The sequence below is a fragment of the Peptoniphilus lacrimalis DSM 7455 genome, from assembly GCF_000378725.1.
Lineage (GTDB): Bacteria > Bacillota > Clostridia > Tissierellales > Peptoniphilaceae > Peptoniphilus_A > Peptoniphilus_A lacrimalis.
Genome location: NZ_KB900367.1, coordinates 60,469 through 79,686, shown reverse-complemented (window position 1 = coordinate 79,686; position 19,218 = coordinate 60,469). Strand labels below are relative to the sequence as shown.

Genomic DNA, 19,218 nt, shown 5'->3' with positions numbered 1-19,218 from the left:
AGTAGTAGGCCTTGTTAATATGTGTATAAGTATTAGAAAATTCCAAATATTAAAAAAGTTTCCTTTAATAACTTGTGGATAAGTTACTTATATTTTTGTTATTTATTCACTACATTTTTATTTTTTTTATAATATCATTAACTTTAATTTTAAAAACTGGGTCTTCCTGCATATCCTTTTCTATTTTATCATATGCATGAATAACTGTTGAATGGTCGCGCCCTCCAAATTCTTCTCCAATTTTAGGAAGAGAAAGTTCTGTTATTTGTCTAGTTATATACATAGCTATTTGCCTTGGATAAGCTATCTGTCTAGTTCTTTTTTTAGAATCAATATCACTGATTGTAATATCAAATTCTTTGCAAATAACTTCCTTTATAAGTTTTACATTTATAACTTTCTTCTTTTTAGATTCAAAAATATCTGCTAAAACTATAGCTGTATTTTCTATTGAAATATCTCCGCTTGTAAGCTTAGAATAAGCTACAACCCTTGATAAAGCTCCTTCTAACTCTCTTATATTACTTTTTACATTTTCAGCAATATAATTAATTACATCTTCACTAACATCAAAACCTTCAACATTAGCTTTAGATCTTAATATAGCAATTCTAGTTTCAAGATCTGGTTGACCAATGTCTACCACAAGTCCCCAGGCAAATCTTGAGATTAACCTTTCCTCTAAAGATTTAATTTCTTTAGGAGGTTTATCTGATGTCAAAACTATTTGTTTATTAGCCTCATGAAGCTCATTAAAGGTATGAAAAAATTCTTCTTGAGTCCTATCTTTATCAGCTATAAACTGAATGTCATCAATTAGAAGTAAATCTACTTTTCTGTATTTATTTCTAAATTCTTCATTCTTATTTTTTTGAATTGAATTTATTAATTCATTTGTAAACTGTTCACTTGTTACATATAATATTTTCTTTGTGGGGTCCTGATTAATAATAAAATTACCTATTGCGTGCATAAGGTGAGTTTTTCCAAGTCCCACTCCTCCGTAAATAAATAAGGGATTTGAATAAGACTTTCTGGGATCTTCATAATTTTCCGCAACAGCAAGAGAAGCAGCATGGGCAAATTCATTAGATTTACCGACTACAAAAGACTCAAAACTATATTTTGGATTCAGTCTAGTGCTTTGAAAATTATCATCAAAGCTATCATTATTTTTATTCAAAACTACATTTTTTGCTTCATCTTCAGAAATAATATTTAGGTCAAAGTCAATCCCTGTAACTTCAAAAAGACACTTCTTAACCAAATCAAAATGCCTCTTGTTGTTTACTAAATAATCTCTTATGAATTGAGATGGTACACTAATTATTATTTTTTTATTTTCATAATCCCAGGATTTAGGCAACATTCTGGAAAACCAAGTATTATATGTAACAGATGACATGGATTTTTTTTCAATATCTTTTAAAAAAAGTTCCCAAATAGTGGAAAAATCATTATCCATATAGCCTCCTGTTAACAATTTAATATTTGTGAATAAAAATAGAGTATAAACTTATCCACAAATGTTCATAAATTGTGAAAAATTTTTATTAAATTTCAAAAATATATTTAATAATATAAATTAAACTGTGAATAAATAAAGAAAACAAAAAATCTATTAAAGTTATCAACAAGTTATTAACAGATTGTTAATAAATATATTTATTAACAATTTTTAAATTTTCCACAAGATTAAATAATTATCCACATATATTTTAACAAATTTACTATAACTTATCAACAAGCTAACTCTGTTATTAGGGTTAAAATGACATTATTTCTTGACAAATTGCTAATTCATACATATAATTTTAAGGATGAAAGAGGTGAGATTATGAAGAGAACTTTTCAACCAAAAAACAAACAAAGAAAAAGAGAGCATGGTTTTCGTGCAAGAATGAGAACTAGAGCAGGAAGAAATGTAATTAAAGCAAGAAGAAGAAAAGGAAGAAAGAGACTTTCAGCTTAATTTTAAATGGATAGGGATTGTTTTATAAGAAAAAATAGTGAATATCAAAAGGTTTATAGGGCTAAAAAAATATCTTCTTGCAGATATATAACTTTATTTACAAAAAAGAATAATTTAAATATAGCAAGGGCTGGCTTTACTACTACAAAAAAGATAGGCAATGCTTGTAAGAGAAATTTTGTAAGAAGAAGATTTAAAGCAATATATAGGGATTTGTATCCTTTAATCTATAAGGGTTATGATTATGTTTTTGTTGCTAAAAAAGAAGCAGTAGATTGTGACTTTACAGATTTTAAAAAAGACTTTTTGAATGTTTTAAAAAGACAAAGGAAAGTGAAAAATTGAAAAATATTTGTGTGCTTTTAATTAAATTTTACCAAAGGGTTATATCTAGATATTTATTGCCTGGAAGCCACTGTAGATTTACACCGACTTGTTCACAATATAGTATTGAAGCCTATGAAAAGTATGGTTTTTTTAAAGGAACTTACCTTACACTTATAAGATTAAGTAAGTGCCATCCTTTTCACAAAGGTGGTTACGATCCTCTTATCTAAATTTTGGAGGGATAAATGACAAAACCGATTAGTGTTGTTTTAGGTATATTTATTCGTTATGTCTATAATCTTATAGCTCAAATTATACCTAATGAACCTACAAATATTTCTTATTATGCTCTTTCTATTATTATTACTACATTAATTTTAAAGATATTAGTTCTACCATTGACTATATCACAGATGAAAAACCAAAAGAAAATGGCTGAACTACAACCAGAGATAGCAAAGATCCAAAAGAAATATAAAAATGATCCACAGACTCTTGCTATGAAGCAACGACAACTATATAAAAGTGCTAATTATAATGTTCTTAGCGGATGTTTACCAATGATTGTACAGTTGTTAGTTTTAGTTGGTTTTTATCGTTGTTTTTATAAACCACAAACTTATATTTTTAGTCAAGCGGGTTTTTATCAAGCAATGAATAAAAATTTCTTTTATATAAGTAATTTAGGAGTTGCTGATAAGACAATGATATTACCAGCACTAGCTGCTATTACAACATTTTTTACAAGTTATTTAGCTACTAAATCTCCAGCAGCAGGAGCAGGTCAAGATCAAGCAAAATCTATGATGAATTCAATGATGGTTGCAATGCCTATTATGATTTTCTTTATGGGTAGAACTTTACAAGCTGAACTAATTATTTATTGGACAGTATCTAATATTTTTGCTATTGTTCAACAACTTGTAGTTAATAATTTTGTAAAAAAATCAGTGGAGGAGTCTAATGAATTACGTAATTAAAACGGGAAAAAATGTCGATGAAGCCGTAAATGAGGCTCTAAAAGAATTAAATATTTCAAGAGAAGAAGCTAATATCGAAATTTTAGAAGAAGCCACAAAAGGATTTTTGGGTATTATAGGTACCAAAGATGCTACTGTAAAGGTCACTAAAAAAGAAGAATCTACAAGTGACATTTTAAAAGAAATATTTGATAATGATATTGAACCAGAGAAGAGCCAAGAACAGGTAAAACCTGAAAAAGAAATAGAAAATAATTTTTCTTCATATGTTGATTCAAGTGATGAAAAAAACACTTCTGATGAAGCAAGTTTAGATTTAGATGAAGAAAATGAAAATATTATAAAAGTTGCCAGGGAGTTTATGAATAAAATTATAAATGTCCTTGGCTTAGAAGCAGACCTTTCTTTAGGTCTAGAAGATAATGTTTTATGTGTAAATATTATAGGTGATGAAAATAAACTCGGAATCATTATTGGAAAAAGAGGCGTAACTCTTGATTCTATACAATATATTTTAAATTTAATTGTTAATAAACACAGTTCAAGATATATAAAGGTTAACCTTGATTCCAGTGGTTATAGAGAAAAAAGAAGACAAACTTTAAGGGAACTTGCCATTAAAATGGCAGATAAGGTAATAAGAAACAATAGGTCCATAAGACTTGAACCTATGAATGCTTATGAAAGAAAAATAATTCATGAAGCACTTCAAGATTACGAAGGTGTTATTACACATTCTGAGGGTAAGGATCCTTACAGAAAAGTTGTTATTCAAAAAGAAAGAAAGTATTGATTAGAGGGACCTTAAAAGTCCCTTTTTATTTTAAAGGAGCTTTATGGATACTTATGACACAATAGCTGCCATTTCAACTGCTGTCGGCGAGGCAGGAATTGCCATTGTAAGGACGAGCGGAGATAATTCTGTTGAAATTGTAGACAAAATTTTCAAGGCTAAAAGCAAAAAAAAGTTAAAAGATAGCGAGAATAGAAAATTTATTTATGGTCATATCTATGACAATGATAAGATTATTGATGAGGTTTTGGCTGTAAAAATGCTTGGACCTCATTCCTACAGTGGAGAAAATATTGTCGAAATTCACTGTCATGGAGGTATTGTTGCTGTAAGAAGAATTTTAAATTTACTTTTAGCTAATGGAGCTAGGCTTGCTCAAAAAGGAGAATTTACAAAAAGAGGATTTTTAAATGGAAGAATTGATTTATCCCAAGCTGAAGCTGTAATTGATTTAATCAAAGCAAAAACAGAAGATTCTTTTGATATAAGCATGAAGCAATTAAAGGGTAGCATCTCCAAAGAAGTAGAAAAAATTGAAAAAAATCTTGTAGGTATGCAGGCTCTTATTGTTGCTAATATTGATTTTCCTGAAGATGAGGTTGAAGATGCCACTTATGATGAATTAAAAAGAAGAAATGATGAGATTACTTTAAATATAAGAGAACTTCTAAATAATGCAGGCAGAGGAAAACTTTTGAGAGAAGGAATAAACACATTAATATTAGGTAAGCCTAACGTAGGTAAATCTTCACTTCTAAATGGAATGCTTAAATATGAAAGAGCCATAGTAACAGATATACCCGGAACAACAAGAGATACAATAGAAGATTATATCAATCTAGATGGTTTATTACTTAAGGTTACAGATACTGCAGGGATCAGACAAACTGATGATGAAGTAGAAAAAATTGGTGTTAAAATTGCAAGAGATAAGATTAAGGAAGCTGATCTTGTAATTGTTATTTTTGACTTATCTAGGCCTTTTAATAAAGATGACAGGGAAATTTTAGATTTAATTCAAAATAAAAAAGCACTTTTCATTATGAATAAAGATGATTTACAAGCTAGAGTTAGCGATGAAGATATAAAAGAATTATTAAATGATAGAGATTACCTTAAACTTTCAGTTAGAAATCCTGAAGAAATTAAGCTTGTAGAAAATGCAATAAAAGATATGTTCTTTTCAGGAGAAATTATTCAAAAAGACCAAGTCTATGTCAATAATATAAGGCACATAGATGCCTTAAAGAAAGCTTTGAAAACAATGGAAGAAACAAGACTAGACTTGGAAAATGAAGTTTTTTTAGATTTAGTTGAAGTTAATTTAGAAGAAGCTCTGGAAGAGATTTCAAAAATCACAGGTGAAATTACCACTGAAGATGTTTTGGACAGAGTTTTTAGTGAATTTTGTATTGGGAAGTAGGACTTATGACACAAGTAAAATATTTTGATGCTGGAGATTATGATTGTATAGTAATCGGAGCAGGTCATGCAGGAAGTGAAGCAGGTCTTGCTGCCGCTAGAATGGGCTGCAAGACTTTAATTTTATGTATTAATTTAAATGCTGTAGCTAATATGGCATGTAATCCAAATGTAGGTGGTACTGGCAAGGGTCATTTAGTTAGAGAAATTGATGCACTAGGCGGTGAAATGGCTATAAACATTGACAAAACTTTTATTCAATCAAGAATGTTAAATACTTCTAAGGGGCCTGCTGTCCACTCTTTAAGAGTTCAAGCTGATAAAAGAAAATATCACGAAACAATGAAAAGAGTCTTGGAAAATCAAGAAAATCTTGATTTAAAAGAAGATGAAGCTGTAAGGATTTTAAAAGAAGACAACAAGGTTTGTGGTGTTTTAACAAGAAACGGGGCTAGATACAAGGCTAAAACAGTAGTTTTGTGTTCAGGTACCTACTTAAGAGGTAGGGTTTATATGGGTGAGGTTAATTATTCATCTGGACCGACTGGTTTTGGACCTGCAAATGAACTCTCAAAATCTCTAGAAGAAGATTTTTCTATGAAATTAATGAGATTAAAAACTGGAACACCCGCAAGAGTATTGAGATCATCAATAGATTTTTCCTGTATGGAGGAACAAAGGGGAGATGAGAAGATCGTTCCCTTCTCTTTTAAAAACTATGATAAAGATATGAATATTGACCAAGAGCTTTGTCATTTGACATATACCACAGAAAAATGTCATCAAATTATCAGGGATAACATAAATAGAAGTGCATTAAGCCTTGGAGATATTACAGGAAAAGGTCCAAGATATTGCCCATCTATTGAAGATAAGGTTACAAGATTTAAGGATAAAAACTCTCATCAAGTTTTTATAGAACCAGAAGGCTTAACTACTGATGAAATGTATATCCAAGGAGTATCATCCTCTTTACCAGTTGAAGTTCAAAATGAATTTTATAAGGAAATTATAGGTTTAAAAAATTGTAAGATATTAAGACCAGCCTATGCCATTGAATATGACGCAATTGATGCAACTCTATTGAAAAGAAATTTGGAACACATGGACTATGACGGTTTATTTTTTGCTGGTCAAATTAACGGTTCAAGTGGATATGAAGAAGCAGCATCACAAGGGCTTGTCGCTGGAATAAACGCAGCTTTAAAAGTTCAAGGAAAAGAACCCTTTATCATTGATAGGTCCCAAGGTTATATTGGTGTCTTAATTGATGACTTAGTAACAAAAGGCACAAAAGAACCATATAGAATGATGACTGCTAGGGCTGAATATAGACTGACATTAAGACAAGATAATGCTGATCTAAGACTTACTCAAATTGGTTACGATTTAGGGCTTGTAGATGAAGATAGATATAAAAAATACCTTTATAGAAAAGAAAATATAGAAAAGGAACTTGATAGGGTAAGAAGTATCCGAATAAATCCAACTGAAGAAAACAATAATATAATTAGAAAATTAAATTCAACTGAGCTTAAAAATTCTTTAACCCTTGCTGAACTTTTGAGAAGACCTGAGCTTAACTACGAAAAACTTGCAGATTTAGACAAAGATAGGCCAAAACTTAGAAAAGATATTATTGACAATGTTGAAATTGAAATCAAATATGAGGGATATATTAAAAAACAAGAGATACAAATTCGTCAATATAAAAAATTGGAGAATAGAGTGCTTTCTAAAGACTTAGATTATAAAAAGATTGATGGTTTAAGACTTGAAGCAAGAGAAAAATTATCAGATATAAGACCTGAATCTATAGGTCAAGCAGGAAGAATAACAGGAGTTTCTCCTGCAGATATCAATGTTTTGTTGATATATTTGGAAAGTCAAAGGAGAAGGCATGACGCTTAAAGATTATTTTATAGAATATAAACTTAATAATGAAAATATAGAAGATTTTGAAAAATTCAGAAAATTTTTATTAGAATATAATAAAATAACAAATATAACAAGAATTGTAGATGAAGATGAATTTAATGTAAAGCATTATTTAGATTCTCTCTCTATCTTTAAGACGGGTCTTATAAGAGATAATATGAAAATATTAGATTTAGGGACAGGCGGAGGCTTTCCTGGTGTGCCTTTAAAATTATATAAAAAAGATCTAGATATCTCTCTTGTAGATTCGTTAAATAAAAGAATTGTTTTTTTAAACAAAGCAATAGAAGAGCTTAATTTAAAAAATATAAAAGCTATACACGCTAGAGCCGAAGAATTAGCCTTTGATAAAGACTATAGAGAAAAATTTCAATTAGTAACATCAAGAGCAGTTGCAAGATTAAGAACTCTACTTGAATATGCACTTCCCTTTGTAGAAGTTGGAGGCTATTTCATAGCTATGAAAGGTCCAGAATATAATGAAGAAATAAAAGAAGTTTCAAATACCTTTAATATTTTAGGTGGCAAATTAATAGAAGTTATGGAAATTGATTTACCTTTGGACATTAAACATTATTTATTGATAACAAAGAAAATAAAACCAACACCTATGAAATACCCAAGACAAGGTGGAAAACCAAAAAGTAAACCATTATAAATTAATAAATGCTCCACGTGGAGCTTAAAAAAATTAATGCTCCATATGGAGCATTTTTTAAATTTTTATCTATTTAAAAAAATTTGTAAATCTGTTATTATTAATATAGAAATGAGGTTTGAAATGGCGAGTGTATTTACTGTATTTAATCAAAAAGGTGGAGTTGGGAAAACAACTACTGTCGTAAATCTTTCTCATGCCCTTGCAAAAATTGGTAAGAAAGTTTTAATTGTAGATATGGATCCTCAAGGAAATTCCACATCGGGATTAGGATTCTATGATTTTGACCTTATGATATATGACTTTTTGATGGAAAATAATGGCAAAGCCCTTTATAAAACTAATTATGAAAATGTCCATATTATACCTGCAAATAGAGAATTTTCTGGAGTTGAAATTGAACTTGCAAAAGGTGGAGATTGGCAATTTAAGTTAAAAAATGCCATTGAACCTGTTATAAATGATTATGATTATGTATTAATAGATTCCCCACCATCTTTAGGGATATTATCAATGATGAGTTTGATTGCGTCTAATTATATAATAATTCCTGTTCAGTGTGAATATTATGCCTTAGAGGGAGTAAGTCAGCTTATGGATACAATTAATCTTGTAAAGGATAATTTTAATCCAAACCTTGAAATTGGTGGAGTTCTAATGTGTATGTTTGACAGCAGGACTAATCTTTCACTGCAAGTTGTTGAGGAAGTAAAAAATTTCTTTAAAGGAAAAGTTTACAAAACAATAATTCCTAGAAACGTAAGATTAGCAGAGGCTCCATCATTTGGAATGACTATTCTTCAATATGACCCTCTCTCAAAAGGAGCAAAAGCTTATTTGAATTTAGCAAAAGAGATAGAAGGTGAAGTATGACAAAAAAAAGGTCTTTAGGTAGAGGTATAGGAAATTTTTTATCATCTGAAGAAAATATAGCACAAATTATTAATTCGGATAAGGAAAGGAACCTTTTATATATAGATATAAATTTAATTGAAAGAAATTCTGACCAACCGAGAAAAGTTTTCGATAAAAAGTCATTGGATGAATTGGCAGAATCTATAAAAAATTATGGAGTAATTCAGCCTTTACTTGTAAAAGAAAATGGTGATTCTTATATAGTAGTTTCTGGCGAAAGAAGGCTAAGAGCAGCTAAAATTGCTGGATTAGAAAAGGTACCTGCAATAATAAAAGATGTTGATGAAGAAATTTCTGATAAGATTTCTTTAATAGAAAATATACAAAGAGAAGATTTAAACCCAATAGAAGAGGCAAAAGCATTTAGATATTTGTTAGATGAATATAATTTAAAACAGGAAGATTTAGCTAAAGAGATAGGTAAATCAAGGCAATATGTTGGAAATACTATAAGACTTTTAAATCTTGATTCTAGGGTAATTGATTTGATACTAAATGGAGAATTATCCCAATCTCACGGAAAAGCTCTTCTAGCCATAAAAGACAAGGAAAAGCAGTATAAAGAGGCTTTAAAAATAGTTAAAAACTCAATTTCTGTATCAAATACTGAAAAAAACACTTCAAAAAACAGATATGAAAAGCTAGATATTTTTACAAGAGATATTAAAGATAGATTAAGTTCTCACCTATCTACTAAAGTCAATTTTAAAGGTAGAGGTAAACATAAAAGACTGGAAATAGAATATTATAGTGAAGAAGATCTAGAAAGAATTTGTGATTTAATATTGGGAGGAAATTTAGAAAGATGACTAGATTTTATAATATGTACTTGGTTTCCGCCTTTACAGATAAGCCCTTTAAAGGCAATTCTACAGGTGTAATTATTGATAAAGGAGATTTAACTGAAGAAGAAAAGTTAAATATAGCTAAGGATATTAATCAATCAGTTACAGTATTTATAAGAAGAATGGATACTGGTGTTTATGAAACTAGATTTTATACTCCTCATGGAGAAATAAAACTCTGTGGTCATGCCACAATGGCAACTTTTTATGCAATAGCTAAAAATGAATATATATTACCCATTGAAGAAGGAATAAACAAAATAAAGCAATTTACAGCTTTAGGAAAGGTAAGTGTAGAATTAGAATACGAAAACTATCAGATTAAAAACATCTATATGAATTTGAAGATGAAAAATGAAGAGAAAGTTGAAAATTTGGATAAAGTTTTATCTATTTTAGGTTTAAAAAAAGAAGACATAGGTCTACCCTATGTAGATTGTATGCCTAAAAAAATTTCTACAGGACTTTGCGATATAATAATTCCTGTTAAAAATGAAGATATTTTAAAAAATGTTCAAGTTGATTTTAAAGAAGCAAAAAAGCTTTCCGAAATTGAAGACATAATTTCCTACCATGTATTTACTACTAAAGATGGGATAAATATTCATCAAAGAACATTCTCTCCTGTTATAGGAGTTAATGAAGAAACAGGATCAGGTACATCAACTGCTGCTACTATGTATTATCTTCATAATAATTCATACACTAAATCAAATGTGATATATTCAACACAAGGAACCTATGTGGATAGAGTTTCTAAAGTTATTGCTCAGTACAAGGAAAAAGACGGTATAGTGAGAGTCGGAGGTCGTGCTTATACTTTCATGAACGGGGTTTTAGAAATATAATGAGAAAAAATAAAAAGAAGAGTAATTTGTGGAAAATAATTTTAATTTTATTTTTTGTTATACTTCTATTTGTTGGGACTTCAATAATATCTTCCAGAAATAAATTGGTAGATATTGAAGTAAAAGATGTAGATTATATAGAAATTATTGCAAATAAAAGTCAGGTTATGCAAACTATAAAAAATAATAAAGAAATTAAGGAAATTGTATACTCATTGAACAAACTAAGAGGAAAAAAATCCAACAGAGATACTTCTGCAGATACTATAAATTATATCAATGTTTATTTCAACTCAGGTAAAAAAATTGAATTCGTAAAAAGCGGACAAGTAATTAGAGTTGATAATAAGTGGTATGCTTTAAATAGAAGATATTCTAAATTAATAGAAAAAATAATAAATAAATATCAAACAATTGATTAAAGTGATCTTTATCAAATATCCTTGGTAAAGATGAGTTTATAAAAATATGGTCTGAGAAATAAAACTTGGACCATTTTTTTATGGGATAAATTTCAAATAAAAATATTTTTTATAGTTTCTCACCAAAATAAAAAAAAGACTCCATAAAAATTTTTTAATCAAAAATCTATGAGCCTTCTTCCTTTTTTATATTTAAAAAATTCTAACTTAAATTTTTTAAATTGGTCTTTTATCTGCAGGAATAAAGATATCAACAATTCCTAAAATTACGGCACCAACAACTGCTCCAATAATAGTAACTTGGAAACCATCAACCAATTTACCTGTTATGAAAAGAATAATTGCAGCTGCAATAAAACCTACACTACCTCTACCAAATGGTGAAGCATCAATTCCTGTGAATCTATTTATTGCCCAGTCAAGTAATCCAATAACAACGGCAGCGCTAATAGCTACACCAAAACTATCAACCTTAAACCCTCCTGGTAGCCATGAAGCCACCAAAATAGCTAGTGCACTTACTAAAATTTTAATAATTAATTTAAACATAATTACCTCCTATAATTTTTATATCCCAAATATAGGTATTTCAAACATTTTTATGTATAATTAATTAAGGTGATACTATGAAATATTATAAATTTGAAGTTTTTATTCCACAAGAAAGTTCCAAAATTTTAATTAAGGCCCTTAATGATAGAGGTTTACTTAGGGATGGTTCCTATGATTATTGTTATTCCAAAACAAGTGTAAAAGGTCATTTTAGACCACTTAAAGGAGCAAACCCCTATATAGGAGAAGTTGGAAAAATAGAAGAGCTTTGTGAAGATAAGTTAGAATTTAGGATAAGAGAAAAAGATAAGGATATAGCTTTAAAGATAATAAAAGAAAATCACCCTTATGAAGTTCCAGTAATTAATATAATTCAACTCTTAGATTTATAAAAAAATTATTGGAAAATATAAATAACAAAATAATTTAATATAAAATTGTGAAAGGATGATATTATGTGTACTACAATTCTTGTAGGCAAAAATGCAAGTTATGACGGTTCTACCCTTGTTGGTCGTATAGAAGATTCAGGTTCAGGTATGTTTAAGGCTAAAAAATTTATAGTTGTAAGCCCTGAAGAACAACCTATAGATTACAAATCTGTTAGAACTGATTGTCAAATTAAATTACCAGAAAAATCTATGGCATACACCTGCCTACCAAATGTAAAAAAATGGAGAGGTGTTTGGGGTGCTTGTGGTGTTAACGAAAAAAATATTTCAATGACAGCAACAGAAACTATAACAACAAATGAAAGAGTTTTAGGAGCAGACCCCTTAATAGAATACGAAGAAGGAGTAGTTAAAAAAGGTGGTATAGGCGAAGAAGATTTTGTAGTTATAACCCTTCCCTATATTGAAAGTGCCCGCCAAGGAGTTGTAAGGCTTGGGAAATTAATAGAAGAATATGGAACCTATGAAAGTAATGGTGTGGCTTTTCAAGATGTAAATGATATTTGGTGGTTTGAAACAATAGGAGGACATCATTGGATAGCAAAAAGAGTACCAGATGATGTTTATGTTGTAATGCCTAATCAATTCGGTATTGATGACTTTGATTTCGATGATGCCTTTGATAAAAAAATAAATTATATGTGTTCTGATGACCTAAAAGAATTTATAGAAGAAAATCATCTTAATAGAACTTTAAATGGTCAATTTAATCCAAGAGAAGCTTTTGGAAGTGACACCTATAATGATCTTTTATACAACACTCCCCGCGCTTGGGCAATATATAGATATTTCAACAGAAATTCTTATATTTGGGATGGTCAAGACGCTGAATTTTTGCCGACTAGCAATAATTTACCATGGTCTATGGTTCCTGAAAAAAAGATAACCATAGAAGAATTAAAAACAGCATTCTCAAATCACTATGAACTTACACCTTATGACCCCTATATGATATATGGTGATAAATCACAAAGCGGAAGATTTAGACCAATTGGCATTAACCGTTCAGATGTTCTTGCTTTAACTCAAATAAGACCCTATGTAGACGAAAAAATAAGCGCAATAGAATGGTTGGCATTCGGTTCTAACGTATTTAATGCAATAGCACCTTTTTATGCAAATATAAAAGATACACCACAATATCTAAAAAATACTACACTAAAAGTAACGACAGAAAATTTTTATTGGGTAAATCGAATTATAGCGACTATGGCTGATGCACATTTTCAAGAAACAGCAGCAGATGTAGAAGAATATCAAAGTGACATCGCAGCTAAAGGACATTACATCATTAAAAAATATGACAAAAAATTCAAAGAAATTAAAGGACAAAATGATGATGTGCAAAAACTATTAGAAGAAGCAAATCAAGAGATGGCAGATTATTTAAAAGAAAGAACAGATAAATATTTAGATTCAATACTTTACACTGCATCTATGGGTATGAAAAATTCATTCCAAAGATCAGATGCTTAAAAATTAAAAAATATAAAATAAAAGGTCAGTTCAAAAGCTGACCTTTTGTGGCATTTGTAAAAGAAGTAGAAACTGTGAGCAAAAATACAGAAAATACTTTGCAAGAAAAATAAATAGGACGCAATTTTATAAAGGTTTGTATAGCTGTTAAAATATTGGAAAATACAGCATTGCAAGACTTACAAAATATAAATCACTTTTCAAAACTCTAATTTTACTATAATTTATTTATTAAAAATCTAATTAATTAAAAAATTTTTTGGCAATTAATCTGCTTACTATATATTTTAATTTTTCTTAGTTATAAATAATTTTTCAATTCTTTTTTGGACATTTTACTAATATCTTTTTTTCTTATTTGTTTTGTAGAAAGGCGGTGTTGCCTTATTATCTTCTTAAAAATGTGTCATTAATAGTCATTTTGGTTATTTTTATAAATAATCTTGTAATTCTTTTTCAGACATTTTACTAAAGTCCAAATCAGATAGTGGTGTCAAGCCATTTTTTCTATCTTCTTCCATTAATCTGTCCCCATCCAATTCATTTTTTATGTTTCCATTAATTAGTTCTGGTGCCCATTTTTCATAACAACCATACCAGCGTGCATTTGGATCTGTAATGATACCATTTACCCTATCTAAGTATGCTTGTCCGTATTCTTGTAGTAAGTCTGGGTTTACGATTGGTTGTTTCTTTATTTTATCTGTGATTTCTGGGTCATTGTCAAATGCTGTTGGCCTATTTTCTGGATATTCGTCTACTATTGATTGTTGTATTTTATATGGATTTCCATATTTGTCTTTACCTTCTAATGGTAAAGGAAAAGTTCCTTGTGCTACTGGTTTTTGGTCTGCTTTCTTTGCTTTTTCTACTGGTTTTCCTTCTCCACCTAAGCCTTTTATGATTACTGCTGTTTCTGCACGAGTTAATGATTTTGATCCATTAAAGTTTTGGTTTTCATCACCTTTTATGAGTCCAGCATTTACTACACTTGCCACCAAATCTTTGTATTCATTTGGAATGCTATCAAAGTCTTTTATACTTGCTGGTGTTGTTGTATCTATCTTTTGATTTTTTAGTTTTTCTAGTCCTAATGACAAATATTTTGCCATTTCGTTACGAGTGATTTTTGCGTTTGGGTTTTGGATGTTTGTAATTACTCCCTTTTGTTTTAGATAATCAAATGTTGGCTTGTACCATTCTTCTGAGTTTTTGTAATCTGGTGTTTGTTTTTCTCCTATTGAGTTGTTTAGTAGTGTTAAAAATTCAGCATAAGATACGGATTTTTGTGGTTTGAATGTATTATCTTCATAACCTGAAATGATGCCTTTGTCTGATAATTCATTTACAACACTGTAAAACCAGTCATTATTATTAACATCACTAAAAGTCTTTGCCAAAATATTTGTAGGTACTATTAAAATAGCACTAAGTGTAATGGCTGAAATTAGTTTTTTGTTCATTGGTTTTTCTCCTTTATCATTATAAATCGTATATAGCTTATTTTTAATTATAAGCTTTAGGTAGGTTTAATAAAAGTTTAATATATGATTATTTTAAACAGATCTTTATTAGCAAAAATAGCCTCAATTCTTTTATTCATTTCTCTAAGCAGTTTATTGTAAATTTTAAAAAATTGTGAAAAAAAATCACCTGCTAATGCAAGTGATTTGTGGCGTCCGCGAGAGGAGTCGAACCTCCGGCCCCACGCTTAGGAGGCGTGTGCTCTATCCAACTGAGCTACGTGGACATAATAAAAATATTTTAAAACATTAGTAAAATTATGTCAAGTAAAAGACTACTTGACATAATTTTTTAATTTTTAAATGAATGAATTGGGCTTGGTATAAAGCCACCACGATTAGAAAAATTAGTTGATTTGCTTTTTCCAATATCCATTATAGGTGCATGACCTAATAATCCACCAAATTCAGCACTTTGTCCTACATCTTTACCTATAACGGGGATAAGTCTTACGGCAGTTGTTTTTCCGTTAATAACACCAATAGCGGCTTCATCTGCAATAATTGCAGCTATAGTTTCGCTAGGAGTTGAACCAGGAATTGCAATCATATCAAGACCAACTGAGCATACACATGTCATGGCTTCAAGTTTATCAAAGGAAATATATTTATTTTGACTTGCTTCTATCATACCCTCATCTTCTGAAACAGGAATAAAAGCACCGCTAAGTCCACCAACATGAGAAGAAGCCATGATGCCACCTTTTTTCACAGCATCATTTAGCATAGCAAGGGCAGCAGTTGTGCCATGACCGCCAACATGTTCTACTCCTATTTCTTCTAAAATTCTTCCAACGCTATCGCCTACGGCTGGGGTTGGGGCTAGAGATAAATCAATTATGCCAAAAGGAATGTTAAGCTCTTTTGCAACTTCTTTTCCAACAAGTTCGCCCATTCTTGTTATTTTAAAGGCGGTTTTTTTGATAGTTTCAGAAACTTCTGTAAAAGATTTATCCTTCACTTTTTTTAAGGCACCAAGAACAGTTCCTGGACCTGAAACTCCAATATTTACTGTGGACTCTTTTTCACCTACTCCATGAAATGCTCCAGCCATAAAAGGATTATCCTCTACTGCGTTAGCAAAAATAACTAGCTTTGCGCAACCAGATGAATCTGAATCTTTAGTAAGTTCTGCAGTTTTTTTAACAATTTCACCCATTTTTTTGCAGGCGTCCATGTTTATGCCTGATTTAGTTGAGCCTATATTTACAGAAGAACAAACTAAAGAAGTTTCTGCCATAGCTTGAGGAATAGAATTTATTAAAACAAGATCAGAATCTGTGTATCCCTTTTGGACCAGGGCAGAAAAACCACCAATAAAATCCACTCCTAAGTTATGGGCGATTTTATCAAGAATCTTTGCATAGGGTACATAGGATTTTTCTGAAGTTGCAGCACCTATAATAGATATTGGACTTACAGAAATTCTATTGTTGATAATAGGAATAGAATATTTTTGTGAAATTTTTTCTGTTACGTTTAATAAATTATATGCAATTCTATTTATTTTTTCATAAATTTTTTTACAAGACTTATTGATATCAGGATCTATACAATCAAGAAGTGAAATGCCTAGAGTGACAGTTCTGATATCTAAAAGCTCGTTATCCAGCATATTTATAGTTTCTAGGATATTATCTTTATTATTCATAAGAAAAAAACCTCAGATCTTGTGCATAGCATTGAAAATATCTTCATGCATTACTTTTATCTTAACTGATAAGTTTTTTGATAAAATATCATAATCATTAATTAAATTTTCAAATTTATCACCTAAGTTAGAAATATCAACAATCATAATCATTGTGAAGAAATCTTCTAATATTGTTTGGGTGATATCAATAATATTAATATTATATTTAACTAAAAGCCCAGTAGATTCATGAACTATACCGGGTTTATCTTTTCCAATGATGGTTATAACAGCTTTCATAAATACCTCCAAGAATAATATCTATTATATATTATTGACATAATATTTTCATTAGTATATATAGAAAATAAAATATTTTATAAAATAAAAAGAATGAATAATTATTTTATAGACCTTACTATAACCAATAATAATTATTCATTCTTAATAAAGACTCACTTGCAATTCCATCCTATGAAAATTTTCTGGTTCTATCACTTATTCTATCACCTATTACTTTCGAATATTAAACTTATATGATTAGGACAATTTATTATGCTAATACTCAAATTTCTAACTCTCAAAATTTGTAGCCATCTAAAAGTCTTATCAATATAAGTAATACTTTATATATTTTTATATAATCAACAAATTTGAATTTAATTTATATTCAGAAACTTTTAACATACAATTCAAAACCTAAATGTTTTAAATTTAATTTATATCAAAGTCAATGACTGATAAATTTTAGCACATATTATTCTGTTCTGGTCTTTAATCTCTCAATACTGCTCAATTTCTTAATTAAATTTTTGAAAAGTTTATCTTTAAATATAATAAACACAACTACCTATGCTAATTAAAATTTTAGTAAAGGTTAATTATATTACAAATAAGCTCTGATAAAATTTTAAAATCTTTACTAATTTTAAAATTTATATCTGGACTATTAGTTTTAAATAAATATTTAAAAGCTAACATCTTTAAATTTAATTTCAAGAACTAAAAAATGATTAAAGTCACAAAATAAATATTTTTTGAATAGGATGGAATTGTCATGATTCGAGCCACCAAGATGCGCTCTCTTTATCGCACTAATGAGTTACCGTTCTTGGTATTTATATTATACCCTAAATAAAAAAAATAAACAAAATATTTAAAATTTTTGTTTATTTTTTTATTAATCTTATAAAATTAATTTTTATATTAATATAAATTGAGATTTTCTTTAAAGAAATTTTTTGGAAACTTCATTTTTAATTTTTGCCAATCTTTATCATCAATTTTTAAAATCTTAATGAAATCTTTATCAGCCTTTATATCTTTTGCAAAGGCATAAAAATTGAATTTAATATCTTTATATTTATATGGTCCTTCTACATTGATTTTTGAAGTAAAATAATAATTTTTTTCTAAGGAATCAAATTTAATTTGAAACCTTTCTATCCTATTCCAGGCTAATATTTTATAGTCTTGCGGATAGTAAGAAATTCTAAAAAACTTTCCTTTGTAGTAGCCTTTAATCATGTTTCTGTTTTCATAATTTTCTCTTATAAAATCAAGAGATATTGTTGGAAATTTAAAATTAAATCCATTAGTGAAATCTAGCAAGTATTTATTATCTGCTGTATATATTTTTTTTATTTCTTTATTCTCATCTATACTAACATTTAGGATAATAATAGAATTATCCTCTATTTTTTTCATAAGTCTATTAAATCTTATTGAAATATTAGGGTATCTGTCAAAAATGTAAGAGTTTTTTTCCTTAAGATATTCAAAAGTTTTTAAGAAAAGAGATTTGGAATCCCTACTATTTAAAATAAGTTGGAAAGAATTATCATCAAGTCTTTTGACCCTTGTGGTCTTTATAAACTCAACCCATTCTTTTGCTACATATTTTTTAAAATCAACCTTTAAATCCTGAAAGCTTTTAGGATAGGAAAAATTCTCTTCTTTACTAAAATCCCAGCCCATATCCTTAGAAACATTATTATTTTTTGAAAAGCTTTCAGCAGTATTTTTGTCTATGTAAAAACTTTTATCTAATATTTGAGGATAGGCAATATAAATATCTGAATTTATAATTTTCTCACTATATTCATTAATATTTTTGTCCTCAACCTTCTTATAATACAAATATTTTCCCTTTTTAGTGGCATCAGAAGTATAAATAATATTAATCTTATCATTATTTGAATTTTCTGTATTTCCCAAAAGGGAAAAAGTAAAATTTCCAGAATCACTTATTTTATCAGCCATATTTTTTATTCCTATATTAGGGAAAAAATTATCTATAGATATTAATATTTTATCGTCAAGGGAATAAAATGCTTGAGCAATAATTTTTTTGGGATTATTTTTATAAGAATTGTAGCAATAGGCACAAGCTAAAAGCACTATAATTGATAAAATTATATATTTTTTCTTTCTTTTCATCTCAACACCTGTAATAAATTATT

General features: G+C 28.9%; 20 protein-coding genes and 1 tRNA gene. 14 read left to right on the top strand and 7 right to left on the bottom strand.

Features of this window, described 5'->3' with window-relative positions:
• Positions 1 to 109: 109 nt before the first annotated feature.
• Positions 110 to 1,465 (bottom strand): chromosomal replication initiator protein DnaA, encoded by a 1,356-nt coding sequence (dnaA, locus tag F594_RS0100375; RefSeq protein ID WP_019034155.1) that lies wholly within the window; start codon positions 1,463 to 1,465, stop codon positions 110 to 112.
• A gap of 372 nt (positions 1,466 to 1,837) precedes the next feature.
• Between dnaA and rpmH the strand changes: the two genes are divergently transcribed.
• The 12 genes from rpmH to F594_RS0100320 all read left to right on the top strand — a co-directional run bounded on the left by rpmH (position 1,838) and on the right by F594_RS0100320 (position 11,120).
• Positions 1,838 to 1,972: a 50S ribosomal protein L34 gene (gene rpmH, locus F594_RS0100370; RefSeq protein ID WP_004823743.1), complete on the top strand. Its 135-nt coding sequence runs from the start codon at positions 1,838 to 1,840 to the stop codon at positions 1,970 to 1,972.
• Between the two features lie 6 nt (positions 1,973 to 1,978).
• Complete coding sequence (gene rnpA, locus F594_RS0100365) at positions 1,979 to 2,317, top strand: ribonuclease P protein component (protein WP_009346178.1); 339 nt, start codon at positions 1,979 to 1,981, stop codon at positions 2,315 to 2,317.
• The gene (gene yidD, locus F594_RS09410; protein ID WP_004823744.1) at positions 2,314 to 2,529 is read left to right on the top strand and encodes a membrane protein insertion efficiency factor YidD; all 216 of its coding nucleotides are present in this window, start codon (positions 2,314 to 2,316) and stop codon (positions 2,527 to 2,529) included. The genes rnpA and yidD overlap by 4 nt, the downstream gene beginning before the upstream one ends.
• 15 nt (positions 2,530 to 2,544) lie before the next feature.
• Entirely contained in the window at positions 2,545 to 3,279 is a 735-nt protein-coding gene (locus F594_RS0100360; protein WP_019034154.1) for a YidC/Oxa1 family membrane protein insertase, read from the top strand.
• Positions 3,263 to 4,072, top strand: coding sequence for an RNA-binding cell elongation regulator Jag/EloR (jag, locus tag F594_RS0100355; protein WP_019034153.1), 810 nt, complete (start codon positions 3,263 to 3,265; stop codon positions 4,070 to 4,072). The genes F594_RS0100360 and jag overlap by 17 nt, the downstream gene beginning before the upstream one ends.
• 43 nt (positions 4,073 to 4,115) lie before the next feature.
• Positions 4,116 to 5,495 (top strand): tRNA uridine-5-carboxymethylaminomethyl(34) synthesis GTPase MnmE, encoded by a 1,380-nt coding sequence (mnmE, locus tag F594_RS0100350; protein ID WP_009346140.1) that lies wholly within the window; start codon positions 4,116 to 4,118, stop codon positions 5,493 to 5,495.
• Positions 5,496 to 5,500: 5 nt separating this feature from the next.
• Complete coding sequence (mnmG, locus tag F594_RS0100345) at positions 5,501 to 7,405, top strand: tRNA uridine-5-carboxymethylaminomethyl(34) synthesis enzyme MnmG (protein ID WP_019034152.1); 1,905 nt, start codon at positions 5,501 to 5,503, stop codon at positions 7,403 to 7,405.
• Complete coding sequence (rsmG, locus tag F594_RS0100340) at positions 7,395 to 8,090, top strand: 16S rRNA (guanine(527)-N(7))-methyltransferase RsmG (protein WP_019034151.1); 696 nt, start codon at positions 7,395 to 7,397, stop codon at positions 8,088 to 8,090. The genes mnmG and rsmG overlap by 11 nt, the downstream gene beginning before the upstream one ends.
• A 123-nt stretch (positions 8,091 to 8,213) precedes the next feature.
• Positions 8,214 to 8,963, top strand: a complete 750-nt coding sequence (locus F594_RS0100335; RefSeq protein WP_019034150.1) for a ParA family protein — start codon at positions 8,214 to 8,216, stop codon at positions 8,961 to 8,963.
• Positions 8,960 to 9,814: a ParB/RepB/Spo0J family partition protein gene (locus F594_RS0100330; RefSeq protein ID WP_019034149.1), complete on the top strand. Its 855-nt coding sequence runs from the start codon at positions 8,960 to 8,962 to the stop codon at positions 9,812 to 9,814. The genes F594_RS0100335 and F594_RS0100330 overlap by 4 nt, the downstream gene beginning before the upstream one ends.
• Positions 9,811 to 10,698: a PhzF family phenazine biosynthesis protein gene (locus F594_RS0100325; RefSeq protein WP_009346157.1), complete on the top strand. Its 888-nt coding sequence runs from the start codon at positions 9,811 to 9,813 to the stop codon at positions 10,696 to 10,698. Before F594_RS0100330 ends, F594_RS0100325 begins: the two co-directional genes overlap by 4 nt.
• Positions 10,698 to 11,120, top strand: a complete 423-nt coding sequence (locus F594_RS0100320) for a hypothetical protein (protein ID WP_019034148.1) — start codon at positions 10,698 to 10,700, stop codon at positions 11,118 to 11,120. Before F594_RS0100325 ends, F594_RS0100320 begins: the two co-directional genes overlap by 1 nt.
• Positions 11,121 to 11,336: 216 nt before the next feature.
• On the opposite strand, the gene F594_RS0100315 is transcribed toward F594_RS0100320, so the two are convergent.
• The gene (locus tag F594_RS0100315; RefSeq protein ID WP_019034147.1) at positions 11,337 to 11,669 is read right to left on the bottom strand and encodes a phage holin family protein; all 333 of its coding nucleotides are present in this window, start codon (positions 11,667 to 11,669) and stop codon (positions 11,337 to 11,339) included.
• Between the two features lie 77 nt (positions 11,670 to 11,746).
• Between F594_RS0100315 and F594_RS0100310 the strand changes: the two genes are divergently transcribed.
• Together F594_RS0100310 and F594_RS0100305 are read left to right on the top strand one after the other, a co-directional pair.
• The gene (locus F594_RS0100310; protein WP_009346146.1) at positions 11,747 to 12,064 is read left to right on the top strand and encodes a YqfO family protein; all 318 of its coding nucleotides are present in this window, start codon (positions 11,747 to 11,749) and stop codon (positions 12,062 to 12,064) included.
• A gap of 63 nt (positions 12,065 to 12,127) precedes the next feature.
• Entirely contained in the window at positions 12,128 to 13,600 is a 1,473-nt protein-coding gene (locus F594_RS0100305; RefSeq protein WP_019034146.1) for a C69 family dipeptidase, read from the top strand.
• Between the two features lie 431 nt (positions 13,601 to 14,031).
• On the opposite strand, the gene F594_RS0100300 is transcribed toward F594_RS0100305, so the two are convergent.
• The 5 genes from F594_RS0100300 to F594_RS0100280 form a co-directional block, all read right to left on the bottom strand.
• Positions 14,032 to 15,063, bottom strand: coding sequence for an S-layer homology domain-containing protein (locus tag F594_RS0100300; protein WP_019034145.1), 1,032 nt, complete (start codon positions 15,061 to 15,063; stop codon positions 14,032 to 14,034).
• Positions 15,064 to 15,273: 210 nt separating this feature from the next.
• Positions 15,274 to 15,350, bottom strand: a tRNA-Arg gene (locus tag F594_RS0100295).
• Positions 15,351 to 15,415: 65 nt separating this feature from the next.
• Complete coding sequence (locus F594_RS0100290) at positions 15,416 to 16,774, bottom strand: PFL family protein (RefSeq protein WP_019034144.1); 1,359 nt, start codon at positions 16,772 to 16,774, stop codon at positions 15,416 to 15,418.
• Positions 16,775 to 16,786: 12 nt separating this feature from the next.
• Positions 16,787 to 17,056, bottom strand: coding sequence for an ACT domain-containing protein (locus F594_RS0100285; protein ID WP_019034143.1), 270 nt, complete (start codon positions 17,054 to 17,056; stop codon positions 16,787 to 16,789).
• A gap of 906 nt (positions 17,057 to 17,962) precedes the next feature.
• Positions 17,963 to 19,195 (bottom strand): hypothetical protein, encoded by a 1,233-nt coding sequence (locus tag F594_RS0100280; protein ID WP_019034142.1) that lies wholly within the window; start codon positions 19,193 to 19,195, stop codon positions 17,963 to 17,965.
• Between the last annotated feature and the right edge of the window lie 23 nt (positions 19,196 to 19,218).